This window comes from Pseudomonas sp. TE12508 (assembly GCF_056279485.1).
This window is the reverse complement of sequence record NZ_JBWCCN010000017.1, coordinates 71,035-92,787: the sequence shown is the minus strand read 5'-3', so window position 1 is coordinate 92,787 and position 21,753 is coordinate 71,035. Positions and strand designations below refer to the sequence as shown.

Annotated in this window: 18 protein-coding genes; 11 read left to right on the top strand and 7 right to left on the bottom strand. The window is 59.3% G+C overall.

Features of this window, described 5'->3' with window-relative positions; all coding sequences use genetic code 11:
- Positions 1-5: 5 nt before the first annotated feature.
- Positions 6-347 (bottom strand): PA4575 family protein, encoded by a 342-nt coding sequence (locus ACZ9IM_RS22695; RefSeq protein WP_007901845.1) that lies wholly within the window; start codon positions 345-347, stop codon positions 6-8.
- Between ACZ9IM_RS22695 and ACZ9IM_RS22690 the strand changes: the two genes are divergently transcribed.
- Entirely contained in the window at positions 346-591 is a 246-nt protein-coding gene (locus ACZ9IM_RS22690) for a hypothetical protein (RefSeq protein WP_427626810.1), read from the top strand. The two genes, ACZ9IM_RS22695 and ACZ9IM_RS22690, sit on opposite strands and share 2 nt — an antisense overlap.
- Before the next feature lie 67 nt (positions 592-658).
- Here ACZ9IM_RS22690 and ACZ9IM_RS22685 read toward each other — a convergent pair whose 3' ends face one another.
- On the bottom strand, positions 659-3,097 hold the full coding sequence (locus ACZ9IM_RS22685) for a Lon protease family protein (protein ID WP_427626808.1): 2,439 nt from the start codon (positions 3,095-3,097) through the stop codon (positions 659-661).
- A 275-nt stretch (positions 3,098-3,372) separates the two neighbouring features.
- Between ACZ9IM_RS22685 and ACZ9IM_RS22680 the strand changes: the two genes are divergently transcribed.
- The 4 genes from ACZ9IM_RS22680 (at position 3,373) to ACZ9IM_RS22665 (ending at position 6,948) form a co-directional block, all read left to right on the top strand.
- Positions 3,373-3,861, top strand: a complete 489-nt coding sequence (locus ACZ9IM_RS22680; RefSeq protein ID WP_007901840.1) for a DUF3015 domain-containing protein — start codon at positions 3,373-3,375, stop codon at positions 3,859-3,861.
- Between the two features lie 105 nt (positions 3,862-3,966).
- A complete protein-coding gene (locus ACZ9IM_RS22675; RefSeq protein WP_476225018.1) occupies positions 3,967-5,820 on the top strand; it encodes an Lnb N-terminal periplasmic domain-containing protein in 1,854 nt (617 codons plus the stop codon).
- A gap of 206 nt (positions 5,821-6,026) precedes the next feature.
- A complete protein-coding gene (locus ACZ9IM_RS22670; RefSeq protein ID WP_427626804.1) occupies positions 6,027-6,383 on the top strand; it encodes a hypothetical protein in 357 nt (118 codons plus the stop codon).
- Positions 6,384-6,453: 70 nt separating this feature from the next.
- Positions 6,454-6,948: a GreA/GreB family elongation factor gene (locus ACZ9IM_RS22665; protein WP_476225017.1), complete on the top strand. Its 495-nt coding sequence runs from the start codon at positions 6,454-6,456 to the stop codon at positions 6,946-6,948.
- A gap of 186 nt (positions 6,949-7,134) precedes the next feature.
- Here ACZ9IM_RS22665 and ettA read toward each other — a convergent pair whose 3' ends face one another.
- Positions 7,135-8,799 (bottom strand): energy-dependent translational throttle protein EttA, encoded by a 1,665-nt coding sequence (gene ettA, locus ACZ9IM_RS22660; protein ID WP_008072328.1) that lies wholly within the window; start codon positions 8,797-8,799, stop codon positions 7,135-7,137.
- Between the two features lie 287 nt (positions 8,800-9,086).
- Here ettA and ACZ9IM_RS22655 point away from each other — a divergent pair, with 287 nt between their 5' ends.
- Together ACZ9IM_RS22655 and glyA are read left to right on the top strand one after the other, a co-directional pair.
- Positions 9,087-12,935 (top strand): sensor domain-containing protein, encoded by a 3,849-nt coding sequence (locus ACZ9IM_RS22655; RefSeq protein WP_476225016.1) that lies wholly within the window; start codon positions 9,087-9,089, stop codon positions 12,933-12,935.
- A gap of 253 nt (positions 12,936-13,188) precedes the next feature.
- Positions 13,189-14,442, top strand: coding sequence for a serine hydroxymethyltransferase (gene glyA, locus ACZ9IM_RS22650; protein WP_007895259.1), 1,254 nt, complete (start codon positions 13,189-13,191; stop codon positions 14,440-14,442).
- Positions 14,443-14,568: 126 nt separating this feature from the next.
- Here the strand turns inward: glyA and ACZ9IM_RS22645 are convergent, their stop codons facing one another.
- Positions 14,569-14,820 carry a hypothetical protein gene (locus ACZ9IM_RS22645; RefSeq protein ID WP_476225015.1) on the bottom strand — a complete coding sequence of 84 codons (252 nt, stop codon included), beginning with the start codon at positions 14,818-14,820 and terminating at the stop codon, positions 14,569-14,571.
- On the opposite strand from ACZ9IM_RS22645, the gene ACZ9IM_RS22640 reads away from it, so the two are divergent.
- From ACZ9IM_RS22640 to ACZ9IM_RS22630, 3 genes are read left to right on the top strand one after another with little or no spacing between them, the layout of a single operon-like run.
- Positions 14,819-16,132 carry a C4-dicarboxylate transporter DctA gene (locus ACZ9IM_RS22640; RefSeq protein WP_063342470.1) on the top strand — a complete coding sequence of 438 codons (1,314 nt, stop codon included), beginning with the start codon at positions 14,819-14,821 and terminating at the stop codon, positions 16,130-16,132. The genes ACZ9IM_RS22645 and ACZ9IM_RS22640 overlap by 2 nt on opposite strands.
- Positions 16,133-16,185: 53 nt before the next feature.
- Positions 16,186-16,890 (top strand): FadR/GntR family transcriptional regulator, encoded by a 705-nt coding sequence (locus tag ACZ9IM_RS22635; protein WP_008072332.1) that lies wholly within the window; start codon positions 16,186-16,188, stop codon positions 16,888-16,890.
- Between the two features lie 26 nt (positions 16,891-16,916).
- A complete protein-coding gene (locus tag ACZ9IM_RS22630; RefSeq protein ID WP_476225014.1) occupies positions 16,917-17,624 on the top strand; it encodes a GntR family transcriptional regulator in 708 nt (235 codons plus the stop codon).
- 130 nt (positions 17,625-17,754) lie between these two features.
- On the opposite strand, the gene yjiA is transcribed toward ACZ9IM_RS22630, so the two are convergent.
- The 3 genes from yjiA to ACZ9IM_RS22615 all read right to left on the bottom strand — a co-directional run bounded on the left by yjiA (position 17,755) and on the right by ACZ9IM_RS22615 (position 21,168).
- Entirely contained in the window at positions 17,755-18,726 is a 972-nt protein-coding gene (gene yjiA / locus ACZ9IM_RS22625; RefSeq protein WP_427626795.1) for a GTPase, read from the bottom strand.
- 163 nt (positions 18,727-18,889) lie between these two features.
- Positions 18,890-19,087: a YbdD/YjiX family protein gene (locus tag ACZ9IM_RS22620; RefSeq protein ID WP_007895266.1), complete on the bottom strand. Its 198-nt coding sequence runs from the start codon at positions 19,085-19,087 to the stop codon at positions 18,890-18,892.
- A 14-nt stretch (positions 19,088-19,101) separates the two neighbouring features.
- On the bottom strand, positions 19,102-21,168 hold the full coding sequence (locus ACZ9IM_RS22615; RefSeq protein WP_427626794.1) for a carbon starvation CstA family protein: 2,067 nt from the start codon (positions 21,166-21,168) through the stop codon (positions 19,102-19,104).
- 158 nt (positions 21,169-21,326) lie between these two features.
- On the opposite strand from ACZ9IM_RS22615, the gene ACZ9IM_RS22610 reads away from it, so the two are divergent.
- Positions 21,327-21,695: a PilZ domain-containing protein gene (locus tag ACZ9IM_RS22610; RefSeq protein WP_192345377.1), complete on the top strand. Its 369-nt coding sequence runs from the start codon at positions 21,327-21,329 to the stop codon at positions 21,693-21,695.
- Positions 21,696-21,753 lie beyond the last annotated feature (58 nt).

The following is a 21,753-nucleotide window of genomic DNA, read 5'->3' as shown; positions in this document are numbered from 1 at the left end:
CCTGTTCAGTGCTCGGGCCGAAACTCGGGTCCGCTAAGGTTGCGGTAACGACCACCATTGATCTCTCGCAACTGGGCTTGCAGATGCAGGCACCAGATTTGCGGGTCGTCGGCCAGCTCGTAACCATGCAAGGTCAGACTTTCAACGATGGTGTCGAGGATCGATTCCGCCACGACCGGCCCACGGAACGGGCCTTGGGCCTTGATGGCAGAAGGCTGCTCGCCGGCCATTCCGGCGGCGAAGAGCAAGGTCCACATGCCCGTATCTCCCGCCAGCGGGCGGATAGCACATTCGATACGGGTCACAAGGCCCAGGCATTGACGGGTGAGACAGAGGTTGCGCGACATGGCGGCGACCCTCGGTAGATCCGGTATTCAGCCTCCACGGGAAGGCTGTCTCGATCCAGTGATTACTGTCGATATCCTTGAGCAGATAATAGAAGAAAAGTCTGGCTCGCACGCGAACCAGAATCAGAAGGTGCCGAGTGGTCACTGCGTGAATATTGACGCCATTTCGATGGCGCTCTTTTGCATTGAATACAGTTTGCAAAAACAACCTGTGGGAGCGGGCTTGCTCGCGAAGACGGCATAACAGTCGACATTGATGTTGAATGTTAGTCAGTCTTCGCGAGCAAGCCCGCTCCCACATGGGGGTTGTGTCAGGCCGGTTTGATTTCCAGCATCGCTTCCTGCGCCAACTCCTTTTCGGCTTCCTTGAGGTCTTCCTCGCTGATCATTTCCGCAATCACCCGCAAGCGTTCCACTACCCGCGCGTTGATGCTGCCTTCAGGGAATGCGCCATTCTCATCCGGCGCGCCGGCTGGCTCGCCGACCAACAGGCTCAGAGCCTCGTCGGCCTGGCGCACTGCGTAGACATGAAACTGCCCTGCGCGCACCGCCGCCAGCACCTTCTCGTCGAGCATCAACGTGGCAACGTTGGCCTGAGGAATGATCGCCCCTTGCTCACCGGTCAAACCACGGGCTTCGCAGAGTCGGAAGAAACCTTCGATCTTCTCGTTGACCCCACCCACCGCCTGCACTTCACCGAACTGGTTGATCGAACCGGTAATCGCGAAGCACTGCTTGAGCGGGGTTTTCGACAAGGCCGAGATCAGCGTGCACGCTTCGCCAAGAGACGCGCTATCGCCGTCGACATAACCATAGGACTGCTCCAGAGCGATACTCGCGGAAATCGCCAGCGGGAATTCCTGGGCATAACGGCTGCCCAGATACCCGGTGAGGATCATCACGCCTTTGGAGTGGATCGGCTGACCAAGGTTGACCTCACGCTCGATGTCGACGATGCCGCTGCCGCCCGGATAAACCGTGGCGGAAATCCGCGCCGGCACCCCGAAGGCCGAATCGCCGACTTCCAGTACCGTCAGCCCGTTGCACTTGCCAACCGCCGCGCCATCGGTGTCGATCAGAATGATCCCGGCCAGCATGTCATCGAGAATCCGCGCCGAAACGCGCCCGGTACGGGTGGCCTTGGCCTTGAGCGCACGCTCGATGTGCCCGGCGTCGGTCATGTCGTCGCCCGCCAGGTCGCGAATGAAATCCGCCTCGCTGACCAGCTGGAACAGATCGCCGATCCGAGCCGACAGACGCCCCTGATGTTCTGCCAGACGCGCGCTGTAAGTCGCCAGGCGCGCCACCGCATCGGCGGTCAGCGGCGCCATGCCTTCCTCGGACGTACGGGTTTTGAGCAACTGGGCGAACTGCTCCAGGCTCTCGTCGACCATCGGGATGTCTTCATCGAAATCCACCAGGACGCGGAACATCTCCTGGAAGTCCGGATCGAGGTCTTGCAGCGTGTAGTAGAGCTGTCGGGCGCCGATGATGACGACTTTGACCTGCAACGGAATGTGTTGCGGTGTCAGCGTCACGGTGGCCAGACGGCCCAATTCACCCAGCGGTGACTCCATTTTCAGCTTGCGCGATTGCAGGGCGCGCTTGAGCGCATCCCAGACAAAAGGCTCGCTGAGCATTTTTTCCGCTTCGAGAATCAGGAAACCGCCGTTGGCCCGGTGCAGCGCACCCGGTCGCAGCTGCCGATAGGTGGTGTAGAGCGCGCCCTGATCGGTGCTGTATTCGATGCGGCCGAACAGGTTGTCGTAGGTCGGGTGCGGCTCGAAGACCACTGGCGCACCGCCGCTGAACGGATGACCGACCACCAGGCTCGGGGCGTATTGCTCTTCGAGCAATTTGCGGGCGATGGCGTCGGTCTTGCTGTCGTCCACCAGTTGCTCGACCACCGTCTTGAGCAGGTACACCTGCATCGCTTGCAGGTAACCGCAAACACCGGCGTTTTCCGCGTACTTTTCCGACAGCGGAGCGAGCAATGGCTGCAAGGCCAGGGTGATGGTTTCTTCGTTGAGCTGACGCAGTTGATTGCTCGACTCGCGCTTCCATTGCGGCAAGCTGGCGAGTTCTTCGTTCAACCGCTCTTCCAGCCCGGAAATGTCGTCGTGAAAACGTTCGCGCTCGGCTTCCGGCAACTGGGCGAATTCCGCCTCATCCAGCGCCTTGCCTTCGCTCATCGGGGTGAAGGCAATGTTGCTGCTGTCGCGGTAGAGCGCGACCTCTTTCTCCAGCGCCAGACGCTCGATCACATCCAGTGCACGGTCATAACGCTGATTGAAAGCGCGGTCGATGGCGCTTTTCTTCTGCTGGTAGGACGGGTGCTCGAACACCGCCGGAAAGGTCGCCAGCAGGTTGTCGATCAAACCGTTGATGTCGCCGATGAAGGCACCGGCGGTGCCCGACGGCAATTCCAACGCACGAGGCTCGCGTGGTTCATCGAAATTATTGACGTAAACCCAGTCCGCCGGGGTCTGCAGGCGTTTGCCTTCGGCCTTGAGGTAGCGTTTGACGAACGAAAACCGACCGGTGCCGGGCTCGCCCATGACGAATACGTTGTAACCGGGGCGTGGCATGGCCACACCGAACTGCAAGGCTTCGACCGCGCGTTCCTGGCCAAGCACACCGCGGAAGGGCTCCAGATCATTGGTGGTAGAGAAGCTGAACTGTTCAGCGGAAAACGGACGGGTCAGCGCTTCAGGCGCTAGACGCAAGCTGGCAGCAACAGGATCAGGCATCGGGCTTCCTTACATCAGGCGGGGCAGATAGCGGCATTCTGGCGCTGCCCGTACCTCACTGGCAAGGCGCGCCTCAAGCCAAAGTCTAGACAAAGCGTCAGCCCCGGGCCGAGCGGGTCAAAATCAGTGTTTTCAAGGAATGTTTCGCAAAAGATTACGGAACCCCCGGAACCTGCCTAAACTCCAAGCTGCGCGGCTGGATGATAACCGGCCCACTGGCACCATTAGGGGCCAGCACCCTTGTCCATTGGTATGCACACAAAGAGAACATAGCTATGAAACGGATTCTTCTCGGTACTCTCTTCACCGCTGTATCCATCAACGCCATGGCTCAGGCGCCAGGCGGTCCGGACTGCGGTTGGGGCAACATGCTGTTCGAAGGTCAGCGTGGCACCCCGGCACACTTCCTGGCATCCACCACCAACGGCACTTCCGGTAACGCAACGTTCGGTATGACCTCCGGCACCAACGGTTGCTCGACCAATGCGTCGCTGACCTATGGCGGCAAATCCTGGATCGCCATGAATGGCATGATGAACGAGCTGTCCGAAGACATGGCCAAAGGTCAGGGCGAAGCGCTGACCACTTACGCCGTGGTACTGGGCGTGGCGCCGGAAGACCGTGCGCATTTCGCCGCTGTGACTCATCAGCACTTCCAGCAAATCTTCAGCAAAGCTGACGTGACCGCTGATGACGTGCATACCAACACCCTGGCCGTGCTGAAAAGCGACCCTCGTCTGGCCAAGTACGCTACTCAAGCTTAAGCTCGACCCACCCGCTCCTTCCGGGGAGCGGGTTTTGTTTTTTGGACCTGGCCCTTTTGGCCTGCCCCTTTGGGTCTTTGTTTCTTTCGACTTAAGTTGCTCACTATGCTCAAACGCCTTGCCTGGCTGGCGCTCTGTGTCTGCGCCCCGCTGTCCGCCGCGCCACACATCGACAATCAACGTTTGCAGCAACTGGCCAACGACCCCTTCTGGATTTCCCTGGGGCATTACGAAACCGCCAAGCTCGGTGGCTGGCGCAGCTATGTCAGCGACAAGAAATTCTTTCTCGCCCCCGATGGCAACGAACACCCCGACCGTGAACTGGCGGCGACCGTGCAGGCACTATACGCCCCGGCCAGTGCCGGCGAGCAGCATGCCCAATGCGTTTATCCGGCCCGCACCCGCTGGCTCAAGGCGCAACTTGAGTTGAGCGATCTGCCGACGCAGGACTGTGCTGAGTTCAAGCAATGGTTCAAGGATGTTTCGCCCCACAGCGCGGTGATGATTTTCCCGGCGGCCTACCTGAACAGCCCATCGTCGATGTTTGGCCACACCTTGTTGCGCATCGATCAGGCCAATGTGCAGAGCGACAAGACATCACTGCTCAGTTACGCTATCAACTTCGGCGCCTACATCGAAGGTTCGGACAACAGCATTCTTTACGCCTGGAAAGGCTTGATGGGCGGTTATCCCGGGCTGTTCGCGCTGGTGCCGTATCAGGAAAAACTCTCGGAATACCGCAGCCTCGAGAACCGCGACCTGTGGGAATACCGCCTGAACCTGACCCAGCAGGAAACCGAGCGTATGGTCGAACACGTCTGGGAACTCAAGCAGATCCAGTTCGACTATTTTTTCTTCGACGAAAACTGCTCCTACCGCCTGCTTGAGCTGTTGCAAGTGGCACGGCCGAGCCTGCATTTGACCGAGCAATTCCCGTTGACCGCTATCCCCACCGACACGGTCAAAGCGGTGAAAGAAGCCGGACTGGTGGAATCGATCGAGTATCGCCCGTCCCGTGAGCGCGAACTGCTGAGCCGTGCCGAGCCATTAACCTTTGAAGAACAGGAATGGGTACTGAACGTCAGCGCCGATCAGCAGCAATTGCAGACTCCGGCGTTCATGGCCCTTCCTCGCGACCGTCAGGCGTTGATCATCGATGCGGCTTATCGTCTGGAGCGTTATCGCGCCAACGGTCAGGAGCGTGACCCGCAACGGTCTCAACGCAGTTTCGAATTGCTGCGCGCAATCAATCAAAACCCGCCCCCGGAGCTGGAAATCCCGCAACCCGGCTTGCCCGAGGACGGTCACGAATCCCGCACCTGGCAGGCCGGCATCGGCACTCGAGGCGACAAAGCCTTTGGCGAATATGGCCTGCGCATGGCCTATCACGACCTCAATGACAACATGGAAAGCTTCCCCCTCGGCGCGCAGATCGAAATTCTGCAGATGAAGCTGCGTCAATACGAAGGCAATGACTGGCAGTTGCAGCAACTGGACCTGGCGACCATCCGCTCGCTGACGCCTCGCAATGAATTGTTGCAGCCGCTGTCATGGCAAGTCACCGGCGGCCTGGAACGCGTACCGGGCAAGCATGATGACGAAACCCTGGTCAGCCATGTCAATGGCGGTGGCGGTGGGACCTGGCAACTGGGTGACGATATGCTCGGTTTTGCCTTGGGCACCGTGCGTGTTGAGCATAACAACGACTTCGCGGGTTTCATCGCCCCGGCAGCGGGATTCAACAGCGGCCTGCTATGGAAAAACCCGCTGGGCAATTTCAGCCTGGAAGCCAAGGGTGATTACTTCACCAATGGCGAAGTGCGCCGCAGCATGAGCCTGAATCAGCAGTGGGAACTGTCGCGCAATCTGGGTGTGCGTCTGAGCGCCCAGCGCGAATTCAGCCACCTGGCTTCGCCCGAAAACGAAGTGATGCTTGAGGTGAAGTGGTATCACTATTGACGCAAGTCCCTGTGGGAGCGGGCTTGCCCGCGATGAGGGAGTGTCAGTCGGCATCAATGTTGTCTGACACTCCGCCTTCGCGAGCAAGCCCGCTCCCACATTGAATCCTTGTACGCCCACAGATTAATCACAAGCCTTTCACATACACCCGACAAATCCGCTTCTAGACTTCCCTTATAGGCCGTTGAACGGCCCAGGAGTCCGGGATGTGGCGTTGCGTGGGTGTGTTGGGGTTATTGGTAGTGATCACGGGGTGCCAATCGACCCACGAGGATCTGATCGCCAAGGGTTATCCGCCGGCATTCGCCGATGGCTTCGATGACGGTTGCAGCAGTGGCCGGCAAGCCGCTGGGGCGATCACCGGTGAGTTTCGCAAAAATGTCCCGCGTTACCTCAAGGACAAGCAATACGCCGAAGGCTGGACCGATGGCTTCCGTCAGTGCCAGGCCATGCGTGAAAACGAGGATCGTAACGAGTACAAGGACCGCCATTGGGACGAGCGCGAACGGGCCTGGCAACAAGAGAAAGACAGGGACGCCGCGCGAGCCTATCGCTCGCAATAAGTCGTTTACAGACATTCGTCGAAACTTAAAGCCTGCGACCATGGCCCAAACCCTATAACGGGAGAACAGCATGAGTCGCGCCTTCGTCAATGAAGATAACGCCGCCGCGCAAGCCGATCAGCCAGTCGAACGGCAGGTCAGCGCGCAGCCCAATTACGTCACGCCAGCGGGCCTGGCGCAGCTTCAGGCAAAAGTTGCCGAGCTGCAAAGCCTGCTTGACCAGGAAAGCGCCAAAGGCGAACTGGCCGATAAGCAGCGCCAGGCCGACCTCGATCGCGACTGGCGCTACTTCAAGCAGCGCCTGCAAAGCGCCCAGGTGGTCGCACAAGCCTCCTCGACCGACAAAGTGCAGATCGGCAACTGGGTGACCTTTGCCGACGAACACGATCATGAGCAGCGCGTGCAATTGGTCGGAGAAGACCAGGCGGATGCCACCCATGGCTTGATCAATTGGAGCTCGCCGCTGGGACGGGCGTTGCTCGGGACGCAAGTGGGCAATGAAGTGTTGTGGAAGCGACCGGCGGGGGATTTGGTGATTGAGGTGTTGGCCATAGAGGCCGGGTGAGTTCGATGACGCCTTCGCGGGCAAGCCCGCTCCCACAAGAGTTCTCGAGCGCTCTCAAAATCCGAGCCTGAAACAGATCCCTGTGGGAGCGGGCTTGCTCGCGAAGGCCGCGACTCGGTCTTACTGAACACCCATAAAAAAACGGAGCCCCAAAGGCTCCGTTTTTTCTATGCGACCAACCTGATATCAGGCCAGCTTCTTGTGCCGTACCCGGTGCGGCTGGGAAGCCGCTTCGCCGAGGCGTTTCTTGCGATCGGCTTCGTACTCGGTGTAGTTGCCTTCGAAGAACACCGCTTGCGAGTCGTCTTCGTACGCCAGGATGTGAGTCGCGACGCGGTCAAGGAACCACCGATCGTGGGAGATCACAATGGCGGCGCCCGGGAAGTCCAGCAAGGCCTCTTCCAGGGAACGCAGGGTTTCAACGTCGAGGTCGTTGGACGGTTCGTCGAGCAGCAGGACGTTGCCGCCCTCTTTCAGGGTCAGGGCCAGGTGCAAGCGACCACGCTCACCACCGGACAGGTCCTTGACGAACTTCTGCTGATCGCCGCCCTTGAAGTTGAAGCGACCAACGTAGGTGCGCGACGGGATCTCGTAGTTGCCGATGCGAATCTGGTCGGAACCGTCGGAGATCTGCTGGAACACAGTCTTGCTGCCATCCAGGTCTTCACGGCTCTGGTCGACGCACGCCAGTTGTACGGTTTCGCCGACTTCGATGGAGCCCGAATCCGGTGTTTCCTTGCCCATCAGCATGCGGAACAGGGTCGATTTACCGGCACCGTTACCGCCGATCACGCCAACGATGGCGCCTTTAGGCATGGAGAACGACAGGTTGTCGATCAACACGCGATCGCCGTAGCCCTTGCTGACGTTCTTGAACTCGATAACCTTGTCGCCCAGACGCGGACCGGCCGGAATGTAGATCTCGTTGGTTTCGCTGCGCTTCTGGAATTCCTGCGATTGCATTTCTTCGAAGCGTTGCAGACGAGCCTTGGATTTGGACTGGCGGGCCTTGGCGCCTTTGCGCACCCACTCCAGTTCTTCCTTCATGGCCTTTTCGTGAGCCGATTGCTGCTTGGATTCGGCCGCCAGACGATCGGACTTGGCTTCGAGCCAACCCGAATAGTTGCCCTCGTAAGGGATACCGGCGCCGCGGTCGAGCTCGAGGATCCAGCCGGCGACGTTGTCCAGGAAGTAACGGTCGTGCGTGATCGCAACCACGGTGCCCGGGAAATCGTGCAGGAAGTGCTCCAGCCAGGCGACGGAATCGGCGTCCAGGTGGTTGGTCGGTTCGTCGAGCAGCAGCATGTCCGGAGCGGACAGCAGCAGGCGGCACAGGGCCACACGACGCTTTTCACCACCGGACAGGACTTCGACCTTGGCATCCCACGCTGGCAGACGCAGCGCATCGGCGGCGACTTCCAGTTGGCGATCCAGGTTGTGACCGTCGCTGGCTTGCAGGATGGCTTCAAGCTTGGCCTGTTCTGCCGCCAGTTTGTCGAAGTCGGCATCCGGTTCAGCGTAGGCCGCGTAAACCTCGTCCAGGCGCGCCTGAGCGTCCTTGATCACGCTGACCGCTTCCTCGACCACTTCACGCACGGTTTTGGTCGGGTCCAGAATCGGTTCTTGCGGCAGGTAGCCAATATTCAGGTCCGGCATCGGACGGGCTTCACCGTCGAACTCTTTATCGACGCCCGCCATGATTTTCAGCAGCGTGGACTTACCCGAACCGTTGAGACCGAGTACACCGATCTTGGCGCCAGGGAAGAACGACAGCGAAATGTTTTTCAGGATTTCCCGCTTCGGCGGAACAACTTTGCCCAGCCGATGCATGGTGAAGACGTATTGAGCCATGGAGAACCTTGGGTCAGTGACTGATGAATGATTGGAGCGCAGGCGATGCCCGGCCAGGCCATGCGCGTCGTTCGTTTGATGGGTATCAAGGCGTGCGCGCTGAAAAAAACCTGATTCTAGGAGCTGGAACGCTCCCGCGTAACCGGCAAAGCTACCTTATTGATAGGAGGCAGTCCAGCCGAGCGAGGGCTGGCACTTCGCCACAACTCAAGGCATGCTAGCCGCCCTTCGGGCGTCCGGCTTATAGTGCACGTCGCGCCAGTCCAGCCAAACCGCAGGATTACAGTTTGTCCAAGGTCACTCCGCCATCGTCCGTGAGCGCACTCAATCCTGCGACCGGCTCGCCCCTGCGCGGAACCTTGAAGGGCGCGCTGGCAACCCTCGTACTGTTGCTGCTCGCACTGCTGTTCTGGCAGCTGCTGGATCAGCTTCGTGAAACCCAGAAAAACCAGCGCCAATACACCATCGACTACTCCGCCGATCTGGCTGCGCAAGTCAGCCTCAACATGGCGCTCAATGCCCAGATCGCCCTCAACCTGCTACCGATCATCGAACAACCACAAAGTCCCGACGAACAGCAGGCGTTGCTGCGCAAACTGCAACAATCGCTGCCCGATTTGCGCAGCCTGGCGTTGCTCAGTCCCTCCGGAAAAATCCTCAGCGACAGCGCCGCCGACAGCCAGGACGCCAGTTACCTCGGCGAACTGGTTCAGCGTAGCCGCGCCCAGGCCCACTATTTCAGCAATGCCGACGACGGCTCAGTGGTGCATCTGCTCCTGCATCAAGCCAGCGGCAGCAGCCGCGGTTATTGGGCCCTGCGTCTGACACCGACGTTTTTCTCCTCATTGACCAAGCAGGGCGACGCCGGCATCCGCCCCCTGTGGCTGGTGGAAAACCGCATCAATCATCAGATCATCAGCCGCGATGACACCCAGCCCTCGGCCAAGCCGGCCGTGCTGACAGCCGACGAACTGGCCAACAGTGTGCTGACAGTCCCTCTGAGCAGCAGCGACTGGCAATTGCGCGGGTTGTTCGACCGCCAACGGGTGCTCGAACAACTGCTGCCGGCGTTCATCGGCAAATGCCTGCTGGGCCTGGCCTTTTCGCTGTTACCGTTCATCGCTCTGCTGAGCATTCGTCGCCGTCAACGCCTGTTGCATGAAGGCCGCCGACGCTATCAGGACATTTTCGAAGGTACCGGCGTTGCGCTGTGCGTGCTCGACCTGTCCGGACTCAAAAGTTTTTTCGACAAGGCTCAACTCAACAGCAGCGAGCAGTTGAAGGCCTGGCTCCAGACACCGGAACAACGCCAGCAACTGCTGCAGGAACTGCGCATCACCGAGGTCAACCAGGTCGCCCTGCAACTGCTCAATGTCAATTCCTGCGATCAAGCCTGGAAACTGCTGATCAACGGCTGCCCATTGGACTGCACGGCCATCGGCAATCAAGTGCTCGAAGCGGTGCTCCAACAGCAGAAACAGCTTGAGCTGGAAATCAAACTCCAGGACGCCAATGGCCGCGACCAGCATTTGTGGCTGGTGCTGCGTCTGCCGGAAGATCAGGCCGACTATAAAGCGGTGATCCTGAGCATCAGCGACATCACCAGTCGCAAGCTCATCGAATTGTCGCTGCTGGAGCGTGAAGGGTTCTGGTCCGACGTGGTGCGCACCGTGCCGGATCATCTGTATGTGCAGGATGTAATCAGCCAGCGGATGATCTTCAGCAACCATCACCTGGGACAAACGCTGGGTTACAACCGCACCGAACTGCACCAGATGGGCGAGTACTTCTGGGAAATCCTGTTGCACCCCGAGGATGCCGACTACTACCACCGATCACGCCAGTCCCAACGTCACGCGGGTTACACCCAACTGATGCAATGCCAGCTGCGTTTCCGCCATCGCGATGGCAAATGGCGGCGTTTCGACATTCGCGAACAGGCCCTGGCCCGGGACAAACACGATCAGGTCACGCGCATCATTGGCGTGGCCAAGGACATCACCGAGCAGATCGAAGCCAGTGAGTCCCTGCGCGACAGCGAGCAGCGTTACCGGATGCTCGCCGAAAGCATCAGCGACGTGATTTTCTCCACCGACAGCAAGATGTCGCTCAATTACGTCAGCCCCTCGGTACAAGCCGTGCTGGGTTTCGACGCCGACTGGATATTCCAGAACGGCTGGCAATCGACCATCGCCAACCCGCAACAACTGACCGGCATCTACAGCCTGATGGACCGGGTCAGCAAAGCGCTGGATAAACCCGAACAACTGGCGCTGCTGCGCAGTCAGGTACAGACCCAGCTGTTTCTGTTCGACTGCCTGCGGGCCGACGGACGCAAGATTCCCATCGAGCTGCGTCTGGTGCTGGTCTGGGACGAACACGGTGCCTTCGAAGGTGTGCTCGGGGTCGGCCGCGACATCAGTCAGCAACGCCGGGCCGAGAAAGACTTGCGCATGGCGGCCACGGTATTCGAGCACTCGACCTCGGCGATTCTGATCACTGACCCGGCCGGCTATATCGTCCAGGCCAACGAGGCTTTCAGTCGCGTCAGCGGCTATGCAGTGGCCCAGGTCCTCGACCAATTGCCGAATATGCTCACCGTCGATGAGCAGCAGGAAGCCCATCTGCGCTACGTGCTCAAGCAATTGCATCAGCACAGCACCTGGGAAGGCGAAGTCTGGCTCAAACGACGCAATGGCGAGCATTACCCGGCCTGGGTCGGGATTACGGCGGTACTCGACGATGAAGGCGATCTGGCCAGCTACGTGTGTTTCTTCAGCGACATCAGCGAGCGCAAGGCCAGTGAACAACGGATTCACCGCCTGGCCTATTACGACGCCCTGACTCACCTGCCCAACCGCACGCTGTTCCAGGATCGCCTGCACACCGCGCTGCAATCGGCTGAACGGCAGAAGTCCTGGGTGGTGCTGATGTTCCTCGACCTCGACCGTTTCAAGCCGATCAACGACTCCCTGGGCCACGCCGCCGGCGACCGCATGCTCAAGGAAATGGCCACGCGCCTGCTTGGTTGCGTCGACGATGACGACACCGTGGCACGCATGGGGGGTGATGAGTTCACTTTGCTGCTGCAACCGCGGGTCAACCGGGAGATCGCGTTGAACCGGGCGATTCACGTGGCCGAACAAATCCTCGCCAGCCTGGTGAAACCGTTCGTGCTGGAAGGCCGCGAGTTCTTTGTCACCGCCAGTATCGGCATCGCCCTGAGCCCTCAGGACGGCAGCGAACTCAGTCAGTTGATGAAGAACGCCGACACCGCGATGTACCACGCCAAGGAGCGTGGCAAGAACAACTTCCAGTTCTATCAGGCCGACATGAACGCCAGCGCCCTGGAGCGTCTGGAGCTGGAAAGCGACTTGCGCCATGCCCTGGAGCAAAATGAATTCGTGCTGTACTACCAGCCGCAATTCAGCGGCGATGGCAAACGCCTGACCGGTGCCGAAGCCCTGCTGCGCTGGCGTCACCCACGACGTGGCCTGGTACCGCCGGGGGATTTCATTCCCGTGCTCGAAGAGCTCGGGCTGGTGGTGGACGTCGGCGACTGGGTGATCAGCGAAGCCTGCCGTCAGCTCAAGACCTGGCATCAAACCAAAGTCCGGGTACCGAAGGTTTCGGTGAACATTTCGGCCCGGCAGTTCTCCGACGGTCAGCTCGGCACGCGGATCGCCACCATCCTCAAGGAAACCGGCCTGCCGCCGGCGTGCCTGGAGCTGGAGTTGACTGAAAGTATTCTGATGCGCGAAGTCAGCGAAGCGATGCACATCCTCGCCGGGTTGAAAAACCTTGGTCTGAGCATTGCAGTCGACGACTTCGGCACCGGTTATTCATCGCTCAACTACCTCAAGCAATTCCCGATCGACGTGCTGAAAATCGACCGCACTTTCGTCGATGGCCTGCCCTCGGGGGAACAGGACGCACAAATTGCCCGGGCGATCATCGCCATGGCCCACAGCCTCAATCTGGCGGTGATAGCCGAAGGCGTGGAAACCCACGAGCAGCTCGACTTCCTGCGTGAGCATGGGTGCGATGAGGTCCAGGGGTATCTGTTTGGCCGGCCGATGCCGGCGAGTCGGTTTGAGGCGCAGTTCAGCAATGATGCGTTGTTCATGTTTGACTGACTGATCGTTCCCACGCTCAGCGTGGGAATGCAGCCCGTGACGCTCCGCGTCACATGCCGAAGCGGACGCAGAGCGTCCAATGAGGCATTCCCACGCAGAGCGTGGGAACGATCACCTGACTCTGGCCAGCCCAGACACCGCAAATCCGGCGCATGAACACCACTTGTCTGCGACATGATGTCCTTTCATATGCCATCTAAAACCCATTGGGTTAGAATGCCCCCCTTTTCTGCCCCGATCCTTGAGGACCGCCATGTTCAGCCGTGATTTGACTATTGCCAAGTACGACGCCGACCTTTTTGCCGCCATGGAGCAAGAAGCTCAGCGCCAGGAAGAACACATTGAGCTGATCGCTTCGGAAAACTACACCAGCCCTGCGGTGATGGAAGCTCAAGGCTCGGTACTGACCAACAAGTACGCCGAAGGTTATCCGGGCAAGCGCTACTACGGTGGTTGCGAGTTCGTCGACGTGGTTGAGCAACTGGCCATCGACCGTGCCAAAGAACTGTTCGGCGCCGATTACGCCAACGTTCAGCCACACGCCGGCTCCCAAGCCAACAGCGCCGTTTATCTGGCCCTGCTGCAAGCGGGCGACACCATCCTGGGCATGAGCCTGGCCCACGGCGGTCACCTGACCCACGGTGCCAGCGTTTCGTCCTCCGGCAAGCTGTACAACGCTGTTCAGTACGGTATCGATGCCAACGGCCTGATCGACTACGACGAAGTCGAGCGTCTGGCGGTCGAGCACAAGCCAAAAATGATCGTGGCCGGTTTCTCTGCCTACTCGCAGATCCTCGACTTCCCGCGTTTCCGCGAAATCGCTGACAAAGTCGGTGCCTACCTGTTCGTCGACATGGCTCACGTGGCCGGTCTGGTCGCCGCTGGCGTCTACCCGAACCCGGTTCCATTCGCTGACGTCGTGACCACCACCACCCACAAGACCCTGCGCGGTCCACGTGGCGGCCTGATCCTGGCTCGCGCCAACGCCGACATTGAGAAGAAGCTGAACTCCGCCGTATTCCCGGGCGCCCAGGGTGGCCCGCTGGAGCACGTGATCGCTGCCAAGGCGATCTGCTTCAAGGAAGCGCTGCAACCTGAGTTCAAGGCCTACCAGCAACAAGTGGTGAAAAACGCCCAGGCCATGGCCGGCGTGTTCATCGAGCGCGGTTTCGACGTGGTGTCGGGCGGTACTCAGAACCACCTGTTCCTGCTGTCGCTGATCAAGCAGGAAATCTCCGGTAAAGACGCCGACGCCGCACTGGGCAAAGCGTTCATCACCGTGAACAAGAACTCGGTACCGAACGATCCACGCTCCCCGTTCGTCACCTCCGGTCTGCGTTTCGGCACTCCGGCTGTGACCACTCGCGGCTTCAAGGAAGCAGAGTGCAAAGAGCTGGCCGGCTGGATCTGCGACATCCTGGCAGATCTTTCCAACGAAGCGGTGATCGACGCCGTTCGTGAGAAGGTCAAGGCCATCTGCAAGAAGCTGCCGGTGTACGGCGCTTAATTGCCCCGCTGAACTGCAGCAATGAAAAAAACCGGCCAGTGATGGCCGGTTTTTTTTCGTCTGCCATAAAGATCAAAAGATCGCAGCCTTCGGCAGCTCCTACAGAGGTTGTGTACATTCGTGAAATCATGGGTGTACGCGGTTTTTGTAGGAGCTGCCGAAGGCTGCGATCTTTTGACCTTGATCGGCATCTCCTGCCCGGCCTCGGCCACTGGTCAGACCGGTCATGCCAATTTTTCGATTTCCACTTGTAATCCTGAAAAAATCCAGCGTAGACTGCGCCTGCACTGGACATACCGGTAAGACCACAATAATTAAGTCCTGAATCTGATGCGCATCGCGCACGGCAGCCAGGACACCGACCAGGATTCCTCCCATGCTCAGATGGTGCTCGCGTTCAATCTTCCTTCAAGTGGTTCTCGGACTGGTGCTCGGCATCGTCTGCGGGCTGACCCTTCCCGAATACTCCGCTCAGCTTAAACCGCTCGGTGACGGTTTCATCAAACTGATCAAGATGCTCATCGGTCTGATCGTGTTCTGCGTGGTGGTCAGCGGCATCAGCGGTGCCGGCGACCTGAAGAAGGTCGGACGCATCGGCCTCAAATCGGTGATCTACTTCGAAATACTGACCACCATCGCCTTGGTGATCGGCCTGGTGTTCGCCTTCACGACCGGTATCGGTAGCGGTGCGAACATCCATCTGGAGCAACTCTCCGCCGCCGACATGGGCGACATCGCCCAGCGCGGTCAGCACATGCAAACCACCTCCCAGTTCCTGATGAACCTGATCCCGACCTCGGTAATCGGCGCCTTCGCGGAAAACAACATTCTGCAAGTCCTGCTGTTTTCGGTGCTGTTCGGCAGCGCGCTGAACCTGGTGGGCGAAGCAGCGTCGGGTATTTCCCGGCTGATTAATGAGCTTAGCCACGTGATCTTCCGCATCATGGGCATGATCGTGCGTCTGGCGCCGATCGGCGTGTTCGGCGCCATCGCCTTCACCACCAGCAAATATGGCCTGGATTCGCTGCAGCACCTGGGCAGCCTGGTCGGTCTTTTCTACATGACCTGTGTAGCGTTCGTGGCATTGATTCTCGGCCTGGTGATGCGCCTCTCGGGCCTGAAGATGTGGCCGCTGCTCAAGTACCTGCGTGAAGAACTGCTGATCGTCATGGGCACCGCTTCTTCCGACGCCGTGCTGCCACAAATCATGCGCAAGCTTGAGCATCTGGGCATCGGCAGCTCCACGGTCGGGCTGGTGATTCCGACCGGGTACTCGTTCAACCTGGATGGTTTTTCGATCTACCTGACCCTGGCCATTGTGTTCATCGCCAATGCCACCGGCACGCCGCTGGCCATGACTGACCTGCTGACGATTCTGCTGGTGTCGCTGATCACCTCCAAAGGTGCCCACGGGATTCCCGGCTCGGCGCTGGTGATTCTCGCGGCGACACTGACGGCCATTCCGGCGATTCCAGTGGTCGGGCTAGTGCTGGTATTGGCAGTGGACTGGTTCATGGGCATCGGCCGGGCGCTGACCAACCTGATCGGCAATTGCGTCGCCACGGTGGCCATCGCCCGTTGGGAAAAGGACATCGATATCCAGCGAGCGAACAAAGTGCTTTCCGGTCAGGTGGGTTATACCTTCCAGCCCAGGAAACCGGTGGTCCCGGCGCACCAGCAGGAATTTTAAACTACGTGTGCCTGCCCAAGGTCAGGCACATTTATCACGACTTGGAGCGAACAGTGATTACCTCGTCAACCGTTGTAAATTCGGTGGTAGAAAAACTTCGGGCCGCCCTGGCCCGCGGTCAGTGGCGCTCCGGCGAAATGCTGCCGGGCCAGCGTGAACTGGCCGAGCAACTGGGCATTAGCCGCCCGAGCCTGCGCGAAGCGGTCATCGTGCTGGAAACCCTCGGGCTGGTGCGCTCCATGCCGGGCAAAGGCGTGGTGGTGCTGGAAGCCAATCTCAGCGACAGCCAAAGCCACGACAGCGCGGTGGCCGGGGCCAGCCTGGAAGACGTGCTGCAACTGCGCTACACCCTCGAACCCTTCATCGTCGGCCTGGTTGCACAATCCATCAGCAGCAAGGAAGTCGGGCAACTGCGCCTGACCCTGATGGACATGCGCGAAGCCTTGGAGGCCAACGACAGCGAAGCCGGGGTCAGCGCCTACATCGCGTTCCACGAAGAACTGTTCACCCTGACCTCGAACCCGATCTTCCAGAGCGTTGTGCAGCAGACCAGCAACGCCCTCAAGCAAAGCGCCGAGGTGCTACGCAATTCGCCAGAGCATCTGGCTGAACGCCTTGAAGAAAACGAAGCCGTGGTGCGGGCCATTCGCAGCAAAAACAGCGCCCAGGCCAGCGCCGAGATGCGTCGGCACATCCTGCGCGAAGGCCAGCGGATGGGCATCGAATTGAACATTCCGGATGACCACCTCGGCAGTTGACCCCCTCTTCGAACTGGAGACAGGCCATGAACAGCTTCGCCTCACCACAGATATTCACTGCCCTGCCCTTCTCCCGAACCGACACCGGGAAACCGCCGGCGGATGATCTCTATTCACGGATCGTCGACGCCATTCTTGAACAGCGCATCCATGCAGCCAGTCGTTTTACCGAAGACAGCATGGCGCAGATGTTCAGCGCTCGCCGCAGTGACATTCGTGGCGTGCTGACGCAGTTGTCCCATCAGCAGATCATTATCCTTCGCACTCACCATCGTCCCCGAGTCGCAGCGCCCGATGCCGAGCAGATTCGCCAGACGCTGCATGCCCGACGACTGACCGAGATCACGCTGGTTCGACTGGCCTGCCAGCAACCTCACCCGCAAGACTTGAAACGCCTGCGCGCCCTGATCGACAGCGAACGCCAATGCACAGCACGTGGTCCGGCGATTCGATTGTCTGGGGAGTTTCATCTGCAACTGGCCGAAATGGCGGGGAACGCACCGTTGGCGCATTTTCTTGGCACTCTGGTGCCGCTGACTTCGCTGGCGATTGCGCAGTTTGATGCGCAGGCAGGCGGTGATTGCGCGTGGCAGGAGCACATGGAGATTGTCGATGCAGTGGAGCGTGGGGATGCTACGGCGGCCGAGATGTTGATGACCCGGCATCTGGATCATCTTGACGAAAAACTGCTGAACGCTGGATCGGTAGTCAGCCAGAATCGTGTCGCCGGTTAGATCGCCTTCGCGAGCAAGCCCGCTCCCACATTGGTTTTGTGTCGCGCCAGATAGAGTGGGCAATACAGATCAAATGTGGGAGCGGGCTTGCTCGCGAAAGCGGCCTCAAACACGCTGAAGATACCTGAGCTTACTCAGCCGCAACCCGCGCAAACCCCTCGCGAATTTTCTCTTCCGGCAAATCATCGGCAATGAACACGATCACGCTTTCCCGCGCCTCATCGTCCGCCCACTCGGTATCCCAATCGAAGCCGTACAGTTTCAGCACTCCTTGGAACACCATGCGCCGCGGTTCGCCAAGAATGTTCAAAACACCTTTGTAGCGCAGCAATTGCTTGCCGTGGTCTTCCAGCAGTTCGTTCATGAACTCACTGAGTTTGTCGATATCCAGCGGCTTGTCGGTGCGCAGCACCAGGCTGGAAATGCGATCGATGGAGGGCGCCTTGCTCACTGGACGCAAACTCACTCCACCGCCGAGATCGGCATTGAGGTTGAAGCCGCGCACGTCCAGCAGTTCGGCCAGATCAATCTTGCCGTGGTCGACCACGCGGATTGGCGCGCGACGGTTGATGCGGGTCAGACGCTCGCTGAGGGCAGTGAAGGTCGGTTCGTCCACCAGATCCCGTTTGCTCACCAGCAAGCGGTCGGCAAAGCCGATCTGTGCCTGGGCGATGGTCTGGGTCAGGTGCAGGTCGGCGTGGGCCGCGTCCACCAGGGTGATGATGCCGTCGAGGATGTAGCGCTCACGCAGTTCTTCGTCGATGAAGAAGGTTTGCGCCACCGGGGCCGGGTCGGCCAGACCGGTGCATTCGATGACCAGACGATCGAAGGCGATTTCGCCGCTGTCCAGGCGTTCGAGCAGCAGGTACAGCGCTTTGGTCAAATCGGTGTGGATGGTGCAGCAGACGCAGCCGTTGGACAGCGTCATCACTTGCACCGGCTCGTCGCCCAACAGTTGGGTGTCGATACCAGCGTCACTGAATTCGTTTTCGATCACGGCGATTTTCAGGCCGTGCTCGGCTTTGAGCAGGTGGCGCAGCAGCGTGGTTTTGCCAGCGCCGAGGAAGCCGCTGAGAATCGTGACTGGGATGGGAGAGGACAACTGGAATCTCCTGTTTCACAAAATTAGAAATCAACACAAAAACAAATGTGGGAGCTAGCCTGCTAGCGATGGCGGACTGTCAATCAACAGTGATGTTGAATGTTCAGGCGCCATCGCTAGCAGGCTAGCTCCCACAGGGATTGCTATTAACCCGACAACCGGGTCAACAGCACTTCGGCCCACCCTTACCACCGTAACGGGCTTCCTGACGCTCGCGAAAGAACATCTCGTAGCTCATTACCGGTTTGTCCGGGTGTTTGGTTTGCATATGCTCGACGTAGTTGTCGTAGTCGGGCATGCCGACCATCAGGCGCGCGGCCTGACCGAGGTATTTACCGAGGCGACTCAGGTCATTGAACATGGTGCAATCCTCGATTACGCATCCGGCTGAGCCTGGAACGGCGATTCTTTATCCGTACGTTCTTTGCTACCCCAGGCAGCAATGCCGACCTTGAGCGCATAGAACAGGATGCTGAATACCACAAACAGGAACAGCGCAGTCAATGTTGCGTTGGTGTAGGCGTTGTAGATCACGTGCTGCATCTGCTCGATGCTTTTGGCCGGGGCCAGAATCTGCCCGTTAGCCAACGCATCGCTGTATTTCTTCGCCAGCGACAGGAAACCGATCGCCGGGTTGGCGTCGAACAGCTTGATGAAGCCTGCGGTGGTGGTGCAGATCAGCAACCACACGGCGGGCAACATGGTGACCCAGATGTAACGTTGGCGCTTCATTTTGATCAGCACCACGGTGGCCAGCATCAGCGCGATTCCGGCCAGCATCTGGTTGGAGATGCCGAACAGCGGCCACAAGGTGTTGATGCCACCCAGCGGATCGATCACGCCTTGGTACAGCAGGTAACCCCACATCGCCACGCAACCGGCCGTTGCGATCAGGTTGGCGGTCCAGGACTCGGTGCGTTTCAGCGCCGGAACGAAGGAGCCGAGCAAATCCTGCAGCATGAAACGCCCGGCACGGGTGCCGGCGTCGACCGCAGTCAGGATGAACAACGCTTCGAACAGGATCGCGAAGTGGTACCAGAACGCCATGGTGTTTTCACCGGGCAGCACACTGTGCAGGATCTGCGCGATACCGACTGCCAGGGTCGGCGCACCACCGGCACGGGCCAGAATGGTGGTTTCACCGATGTCCTTGGCCACCGCTTGCAGCGCTTCCGGGGTAATCGCAAAACCCCAGCCGCTGACCGCTTGTGCCACAGCCACCACGTCACCACCGACGACCGCCGCCGGGCTGTTCATGGCGAAGTACACGCCTGGCTCGATCACCGAAGCGGCCACCATCGCCATGATCGCCACGAAGGACTCCATCAGCATGCCGCCGTAACCGATGTAACGGGCGTTAACTTCGTTATCCAGCAACTTCGGCGTGGTGCCGGAGGAGATCAGCGCGTGGAATCCCGAGACAGCGCCACAGGCAATGGTGATGAACAGGAACGGGAACAACCCACCCTTCCACACCGGCCCGGTGCCGTCGATGAACTGGGTCAATGCCGGCATTTTCAGCTCAGGCATGGTGATCAGAATGCCGATCGCCAGCGCAACGATGGTGCCGATCTTGAGGAAAGTGGACAGGTAATCACGCGGCGCCAGGATCAGCCACACCGGCAACACTGCCGCCACGAAACCGTAGCCGATCAGCATCCAGGTGATCTGAACCCCGGTAAAGCTGAACGCCTTGGCCCACACCGGGTCAGCGGCAATCTGCCCGCCCAGCCAGATCGAACCCAGCAGCAACGCCACGCCGATCACCGAGATTTCACCGATGCGGCCCGGGCGGATGTAGCGCATGTAAATGCCCATGAACATCGCGATCGGGATGGTCGCCATCACCGTGAAAATACCCCACGGGCTTTCGGCCAGGGCCTTGACCACGATCAGCGCCAGCACCGCGAGGATGATGATCATGATCAGGAAGCAGCCAAACAGCGCGATGGTCCCGGGGATGCGGCCCATTTCCTCACGGACCATGTCGCCCAGGGAACGACCGTTGCGGCGGGTGGACATGAACAGGACCATGAAGTCCTGAACCGCACCCGCCAGCACCACCCCGGCAATCAGCCACAGCGTACCGGGCAGGTAGCCCATCTGCGCCGCCAATACCGGACCGACCAGCGGCCCTGCGCCGGCGATGGCTGCGAAGTGGTGGCCAAAAAGAATGTGTTTGTTGGTCGGCACATAGTCCAGACCGTCATTGTTGAGCACGGCAGGTGTAGCCCGACGCGGATCGAGTTGCATCACATTGTTAGCGATGAACAGGCTGTAGTAGCGGTACGCGACCAGATAAATGGCCACCGCGGCGACCACAATCCACAAGGCGTTGATCGCCTCGCCTCGGCGCAATGCCACTACACCCAGGGCGCACGCTCCCAGGATTGCCAGCAGCAGCCAGGGTAAGTGGCGTAGCAGGCTATTATTATTTTTCATTTTATGATTCCAGCCAGAGTGGACAAGAAAGACAGCCATCCGGAGTTTAGCGCTACTGACGGCAAAGGCCATACCCCGACATTGATCCAGAGCCTGTCTTTGCTGGCAGGCTTTAACCATGCGGGTCTATAGTCAGCGGACATTCAGAGGATTGCGCCATGAGTGACCACCCTGCTGATCGCCGCCGCTTCAAACGTTTTGCGTTCGATGCCCGAACCGAGCTGAGCCAAGGGGAATTCATCTGGCCGGTGAAGTTGATCGACCTGTCGCTCAAGGGGTTGCTTATCGAGAAGCCCGAGCCGTGGCTGGGTAATCCAGACTGGCATTTCCTGGTTGATATTCATCTTAACGAAGAGATCGAGATCAAGATGGATGTGATGCTGACCCACGATGACCATGGTCAACTCGGGTTTGTCTGCAAACACATCAGCCTGGAATCGATTGAACGCCTGCGGCGGTTGATCGAGTTCAACCTGGGCGATCCGCAAGAGCTTGAGCGTGAGTTGGGCGCCCTGATCGAAATCTGAAGGCCAATCCCATACCCATGTGGGAGCGAGCCTGCTCGCGAATGCGGTCTGACATTCA

Excerpts from the sequence above, each read along its gene's own strand:
- ACZ9IM_RS22690 (WP_427626810.1), top strand. The coding sequence starts at position 346 with ATGGCGGCGACCCTCGGTAGATCCGGTATTCAGCCTCCACGGGAAGGC.
- ACZ9IM_RS22695 (WP_007901845.1), bottom strand. The coding sequence starts at position 347 with ATGTCGCGCAACCTCTGTCTCACCCGTCAATGCCTGGGCCTTGTGACC.
- ACZ9IM_RS22685 (WP_427626808.1), bottom strand. The coding sequence starts at position 3,097 with ATGCCTGATCCTGTTGCTGCCAGCTTGCGTCTAGCGCCTGAAGCGCTG.
- ACZ9IM_RS22680 (WP_007901840.1), top strand. The coding sequence starts at position 3,373 with ATGAAACGGATTCTTCTCGGTACTCTCTTCACCGCTGTATCCATCAAC.
- ACZ9IM_RS22675 (WP_476225018.1), top strand. The coding sequence starts at position 3,967 with ATGCTCAAACGCCTTGCCTGGCTGGCGCTCTGTGTCTGCGCCCCGCTG.
- ACZ9IM_RS22670 (WP_427626804.1), top strand. The coding sequence starts at position 6,027 with ATGTGGCGTTGCGTGGGTGTGTTGGGGTTATTGGTAGTGATCACGGGG.
- ACZ9IM_RS22665 (WP_476225017.1), top strand. The coding sequence starts at position 6,454 with ATGAGTCGCGCCTTCGTCAATGAAGATAACGCCGCCGCGCAAGCCGAT.
- ettA (WP_008072328.1), bottom strand. The coding sequence starts at position 8,799 with ATGGCTCAATACGTCTTCACCATGCATCGGCTGGGCAAAGTTGTTCCG.
- glyA (WP_007895259.1), top strand. The coding sequence starts at position 13,189 with ATGTTCAGCCGTGATTTGACTATTGCCAAGTACGACGCCGACCTTTTT.
- ACZ9IM_RS22640 (WP_063342470.1), top strand. The coding sequence starts at position 14,819 with ATGCTCAGATGGTGCTCGCGTTCAATCTTCCTTCAAGTGGTTCTCGGA.
- ACZ9IM_RS22645 (WP_476225015.1), bottom strand. The coding sequence starts at position 14,820 with ATGGGAGGAATCCTGGTCGGTGTCCTGGCTGCCGTGCGCGATGCGCAT.
- ACZ9IM_RS22630 (WP_476225014.1), top strand. The coding sequence starts at position 16,917 with ATGAACAGCTTCGCCTCACCACAGATATTCACTGCCCTGCCCTTCTCC.
- ACZ9IM_RS22620 (WP_007895266.1), bottom strand. The coding sequence starts at position 19,087 with ATGTTCAATGACCTGAGTCGCCTCGGTAAATACCTCGGTCAGGCCGCG.
- ACZ9IM_RS22615 (WP_427626794.1), bottom strand. The coding sequence starts at position 21,168 with ATGAAAAATAATAATAGCCTGCTACGCCACTTACCCTGGCTGCTGCTG.
- ACZ9IM_RS22610 (WP_192345377.1), top strand. The coding sequence starts at position 21,327 with ATGAGTGACCACCCTGCTGATCGCCGCCGCTTCAAACGTTTTGCGTTC.